Source organism: Nocardioides sp., from assembly GCF_034670285.1.
In the GTDB taxonomy this organism is placed as follows: domain Bacteria; phylum Actinomycetota; class Actinomycetes; order Propionibacteriales; family Nocardioidaceae; genus Nocardioides.
Window position 1 is genome coordinate 1 of sequence record NZ_JAXMNS010000280.1, and the last position, 5,150, is coordinate 5,150.

The following is a 5,150-nucleotide window of genomic DNA, read 5'->3' on the forward strand; positions in this document are numbered from 1 at the left end:
GGCGGCAGCGCGGCCGGCGGCCAGGCCCGCCTCGACGGCTACGAGATCCGTACGGCGGCGGTGATGGCCAACGTCCCGTGCATCACGACGGTGCAGGGCCTCGGCGCCGCGGTGCAGGGCATCGAGGCGCGCCGCCGCGGTGACGTCGGTGTGCGCAGCCTCCAGGACTGGGCTCGCGCGCTGCGGCCGACTGCTGACGACGCTCAGGCCGCTCAGGCCGCTCAGGACACCGAGGCGGCTCGCGGCTGATGGCGCTCTACCGGCGGCTCTTCGAGCACGGCTTCGCTCACGTCGACCCCGAGCGGGCCCACCACCTGGGCTTCGGGGCCGTACGCGGGGCGGCGCCGCTGCTGCGCGGACTCGACCGGGTGACGCGCCGGGCCCCGGAGGGCGAGCCGGTCATCACGATGGGCCTGACCTTCCCGCACGCCCTGGGGATGGCGGCCGGCTTCGACAAGAACGCCGTCGGCATCGACGCCCTCGCGGCGCTCGGCTTCGGTCACGTCGAGATCGGCACCGTCACCGGCCAGGCCCAGCCCGGCAACCCCAAGCCGCGGCTCTTCCGGCTGCCGGCCGACCGTGCCGTGGTCAACCGGATGGGCTTCAACAACGCCGGGGCCGAGGCCGTGGCACACCGCCTCGCCGAGCGCGAGGCGCACCGCCGACACGAGCCCGGCGGCCCGGTGCTGGGAGTCAACATCGGCAAGACCAAGGTCGTGCCCGAGGACGACGAGGCCGCGGTGCTGGCCGACTACGGCCACTCCACGCGGCTGCTGGCGCCGTACGCCGACTACCTCGTGGTCAACGTCAGCTCGCCCAACACCCCGGGCCTGCGCTCGCTGCAGTCGGTGGAACGGCTCCAGCCGCTCCTCGAGCACGTACGACGCGTGGCCGACGGGGTCATCAACGGTGACCGCGGACGGGTGCCGCTGCTGGTGAAGATCGCGCCCGACCTCGCCGACGAGGACGTCCTCGCGGTCGCCGACCTGGCCGGCGCCATAGACCTCGACGGCATCATCGCCACCAACACCACGATCAGCCGCGACGGCCTGCGCAGCTCGTCCGACGCGGTTGCGGCCCTGGGGGCCGGCGGACTGTCGGGCCGACCGCTCACGGCGCGGGCGACCGACGTCATGCGGCTGCTGCGTGCCCGCGTCGGGCCCGACCTGACGCTCGTCGGCGTCGGCGGCATCACCACCGTCGAGGACGCCCGTGCCAGGCTCGAGGCCGGCGCCGACCTGCTGCAGGCCTACACGGCGTTCATCTATGAAGGACCCACCTGGCCACGCACCATCGTGAAGGGACTGTCATGACCTGTCGTCCGACATCGACGCCGACCGCACGCCCGGGGGTGGCGCGGTGAGCTTCGGCGACTACCAGATCGAGCTCTACCTCGGGGCACTCGGCGGCAGCCTGCCGCCGCACCCCTTCACCTACGCCGAGCTCGAGGCGAACGCCCTCGCGGCGTTGCCGCCCGAGCTGCGCACCTACGTCGCGGGAGGCAGCGGCACCGAGTCGACCCAGCGCGGCAACGCCGAGGCCTTCGAGCGTTGGGCGCTGGTGCCTCGGATGCTTCGCGCCTCGGCCGAGCGCGACCTCAGCGTCGACCTGTTCGGCACCACGGTGGCGAGCCCGCTGATGATGGCACCTGTCGGGGTGCTCGGCCTGGTCACGCCCGACCAGCACGGCGACGTGCACGGCGCCGAGGTCTCGGCCGCCACGGGGGTGCCCTTCATCGGCTCGACCCTGATGAGCGACCCGTTGGAGGACGTCGCCGCCGCACGCGGCGAGGCGCCGCTGTGGTTCCAGCTCTACACGCCCAAGAACCGCGAGCTCGCCGCCAGCCTGGTCTCGCGCGCCGAGAAGGCGGGCTACGACGCGATCGTGGTCACGCTCGACACCTGGGTGCCCGGCTGGCGCCCGCGCGATCTGGCCAGCGGCAACTTCCCCCAGCTGCGCGGCAAGGCCTTGGCCAACTACACCTCCGACCCTGTCTTCGCCGAGATGACCGGCCCCGACCCGGACCTCGGCACGACGGTGATGACGTGGGTCGGCACCTTCGGCAACCCGCTCAGCTGGGACGACCTGCCGTGGTTGCGCTCGCTGACCGACCTGCCGATCGTGCTCAAGGGCATCTGTCACCCCGACGACGCCCGGCGGGCGCTCGACGAGGGCGTCGACGGCATCTACGTCTCCAACCACGGTGGACGCCAGGCCAACGGTGGGGGAGCGGCGATCGACTGGCTGCCCGGAGTGGTCGACGCCGTCCGGTCGCACGCCGACAAGGGCGATGCGCCGGTGGTGTTCGACTCCGGTGTCCGCACCGGCGCCGACGTGGTGAAGGCCCTCGCCCTCGGCGCGACCACGGTCGCTGTCGGGCGGCCCTACGTCTACGGCCTGGCGCTCGGTGGGGTGCCCGGAGCGACGCACGTGCTGCGCTCGATCCAGGCCGAGACCGACCTGATCATGGCGGTCGACGGATACCCGACCCGGGCCGACCTGACGCGCGACGCCCTGGTGCGTGTGCCATGACGGGCTTCGAGACGCCGGTCGCGTGCTCCTCCGTCGCTCGCGCGACTCCTCGACCTCCCCGCGTGGTCCACCGCCTCGCGAGCTCGGAGGTGGCGCGGTGACGTTCGGCGCTCGTTTTCATGCCGCCCTGGCCGAGCGTGGGCCGTTCTGCGTCGGCATCGACCCGCACGCCGCGCTGCTGCACGAGTGGGGCCTCGACGACGACGTCGCCGGCCTCGAGTCGTTCGCGATGAGCGTCGTGGACGCCGTGGCCCCGCACTGCTCGGTGGTCAAGCCGCAGTCGGCGTTCTACGAGCGCTTCGGCTCCCGCGGCATCGCCGTGCTCGAGCGCGTCATCGAGGCCTCCCGTGCAGCGGGAGCGCTCGTGCTGCTCGACATCAAGCGCGGTGACATCGGCTCGACGTCGCAGGCCTACGCCGAGGCCTACCTCGACCCGTCCAGCCCGCTCGCCTCGGACGCCGTGACCGTGAGCCCCTACCTCGGCTTCGGGTCGCTCGACCCGTTCGTCGAGGTCGCGCGCCGCCACGACGCCGGGCTGTTCGTGCTGGCGCTCACCTCCAACAAGGAGGGTCCCGAGGTCCAGCACGCCCGCGTCGACACCGGCGAGACCGTGGCCGACCGGATCCTCGACCATCTGCGCCGGCTCAACGCGGACGCCGAGCCGCTGGGCTCCTTCGGCGCGGTCGTGGGTGCCACGATCTCCTCCGACACCGGGGCCGACTTCGCGTTCAACGGTCCGATCCTCGCTCCCGGGTACGGCGCCCAGGGCGGCACGCCCGACGACATCCGGCGGATCTTCGGTGCCTCGGCCGCGCACGTCAGCGCCAGCTCCTCGCGCGAGGTGCTGCGGGCCGGCCCGGACGCCGCCGCGATGCGCGACGTCGTACGACGGGCGAACGACGCGCTGCGCGGCGGGCAGGCATGACGTCGCTTCGCCGCACGGGCGTCGCTCTGACCAGTGCCCTCCTCCTCGGTGCCCTCTCGGCCTGTGGTGGCGACGGGGTCGAGCGCTACTGCGAGGAGGTGTCCGAGCAGCAGCTGGCCCTCACCGAGGCCGCAGCCTCCGGCGCGACCGGGCTCCTCGAGGCGCTGCCGAGCTTCGAGGCGCTGCGCGCCGAGTCGCCGTCCGACATCGCCGCCGACTGGGCGGTCGTGGTGCAGCGGGTCTCGGTGCTCGAGGAAGCCCTCGCCGACGCCGACGTCGACCCCGCGACCTACGACCCGGAGAACCCGTCCGACGACCTGAGCGACGAGGACCAGGCAGCGATCGCCGCTGCGGCCTCGGGACTGGTGACGCCGGCCATGGTCGAGGCGCTCGGCCGCGTGCAGCAGCAGGCGCGTGACGTGTGCAAGACCCCGTTGAGCCTGTGAGCCGCGCGCGACGAGCGGAGGATCACAACTCCGACGACTGGTGCGGACCGGCCGTTGCCGCCCGCGGACTCCTCTGACTAGATTGACCCCTTCAGCGGCATGCCGTGCCGCTCACACCGACGCAGTCCGATCAGAAGGACCACACGTGGCTTTGCCCCCGCTGACACCCGAACAGCGCCAGGCGGCGTTGCAGAAGGCCGCCGCCTCTCGACGCGAGCGGGCCGAGGTGAAGAACCGCCTCAAGAACTCCGGGGCCTCGATCAGCGAGGTCATCGCGCAGGGCCACACCAACGAGGTGATCGGCAAGATGCGCGTCGTCGACCTGCTCCAGTCGTTGCCCGGGCTCGGCAAGGTGCGCGCCCGCCAGGTCATGGAGCGTCTCGGCATCGCCGAGTCGCGACGGGTGCGCGGACTGGGCACCAAGCAGATCGCTGCGCTGGAGCGCGAGTTCGCTCCCGACAAGTCGTGAGGCGCCTGGTCGTCCTCGCCGGACCGACTGCGGTCGGGAAGGGCACCGTCGCTACCGCCGTGCGCGAGCGGCACCCCGAGGTGTGGCTCTCGGTCTCGGCGACCACGCGTGCCCCGCGACCCGGTGAGGTGGACGGCGTCCACTACCACTTCGTCGACGACGCCACCTTCGACGCCATGGTGGCCGACGGGCGTCTGCTCGAGTGGGCCGTGGTGCACCGCGCCGCGCGCTACGGCACCCCGCGGGGGCCGGTGGAGGAGTCGCTGGCCCAGGGTCGCCCCTCCATGCTGGAGATCGACCTGCAGGGAGCCCGGCAGGTCCGCGAGACGATGCCCGAGGCGATCTTCGTGTTCCTCAAGCCGCCCTCGTGGGACGAGCTGGTGCGCCGCCTCGTCGGTCGCGGCACCGAGACGGCCGAGGAACGCGAGAGCCGGCTGACGACCGCACGCGAGGAGCTGGCGGCCGAGAGCGAGTTCGACGTGACCATCGTCAACCACGAAGTTCACGATGCGGCCGACGAGTTGGTAGCCTTGATGACGGACTCCGGTCATCCGGGGGTTCCACCGAGTTCGTGAGCCCAGTCGGGCCCCGGACGACCATTTCAACGAACCAGTGAGGCTGACGCGTGTCTGCGCCCAACATTGCCGCCGAAGGCGTGACCAACCCGTCGATCGACGACCTGCTCACCAAGACCGACAGCAAGTACAAGCTGGTCCTCTACAGCGCCAAGCGGGCCCGCCAGATCAACGCCTACTACTCCCAGCTCGGCGAGGGCCTG

Annotated in this window: 8 protein-coding genes; all 8 read left to right on the forward strand. The window is 72.2% G+C overall.

Annotation, left to right across the window (positions count from 1 at the left end; translation table 11 throughout):
* On the forward strand, positions 1–249 hold a 249-nt coding region (locus VOI19_RS13765), incomplete at its 5' end, for a hypothetical protein (RefSeq protein WP_323793532.1).
* The gene (locus VOI19_RS13770; protein WP_323793533.1) at positions 249–1,313 is read left to right on the forward strand and encodes a quinone-dependent dihydroorotate dehydrogenase; all 1,065 of its coding nucleotides are present in this window, start codon (positions 249–251) and stop codon (positions 1,311–1,313) included. The genes VOI19_RS13765 and VOI19_RS13770, both read left to right, overlap by 1 nt.
* Before the next feature lie 46 nt (positions 1,314–1,359).
* Complete coding sequence (locus VOI19_RS13775; RefSeq protein WP_323793534.1) at positions 1,360–2,532, forward strand: alpha-hydroxy-acid oxidizing protein; 1,173 nt, start codon at positions 1,360–1,362, stop codon at positions 2,530–2,532.
* A gap of 97 nt (positions 2,533–2,629) precedes the next feature.
* Positions 2,630–3,457, forward strand: coding sequence for an orotidine-5'-phosphate decarboxylase (pyrF, locus tag VOI19_RS13780; RefSeq protein WP_323793535.1), 828 nt, complete (start codon positions 2,630–2,632; stop codon positions 3,455–3,457).
* Positions 3,454–3,903 (forward strand): hypothetical protein, encoded by a 450-nt coding sequence (locus VOI19_RS13785; RefSeq protein ID WP_323793536.1) that lies wholly within the window; start codon positions 3,454–3,456, stop codon positions 3,901–3,903. Before pyrF ends, VOI19_RS13785 begins: the two co-directional genes overlap by 4 nt.
* A 145-nt stretch (positions 3,904–4,048) precedes the next feature.
* Positions 4,049–4,372: an integration host factor, actinobacterial type gene (mihF, locus tag VOI19_RS13790; protein ID WP_323793537.1), complete on the forward strand. Its 324-nt coding sequence runs from the start codon at positions 4,049–4,051 to the stop codon at positions 4,370–4,372.
* Positions 4,369–4,947 (forward strand): guanylate kinase, encoded by a 579-nt coding sequence (gmk, locus tag VOI19_RS13795; protein ID WP_323793538.1) that lies wholly within the window; start codon positions 4,369–4,371, stop codon positions 4,945–4,947. The genes mihF and gmk overlap by 4 nt, the downstream gene beginning before the upstream one ends.
* Positions 4,948–4,997: 50 nt before the next feature.
* Positions 4,998–5,150, forward strand: a 153-nt coding sequence (gene rpoZ, locus VOI19_RS13800) for a DNA-directed RNA polymerase subunit omega (RefSeq protein WP_323793539.1), incomplete at its 3' end; no start/stop codon positions are given.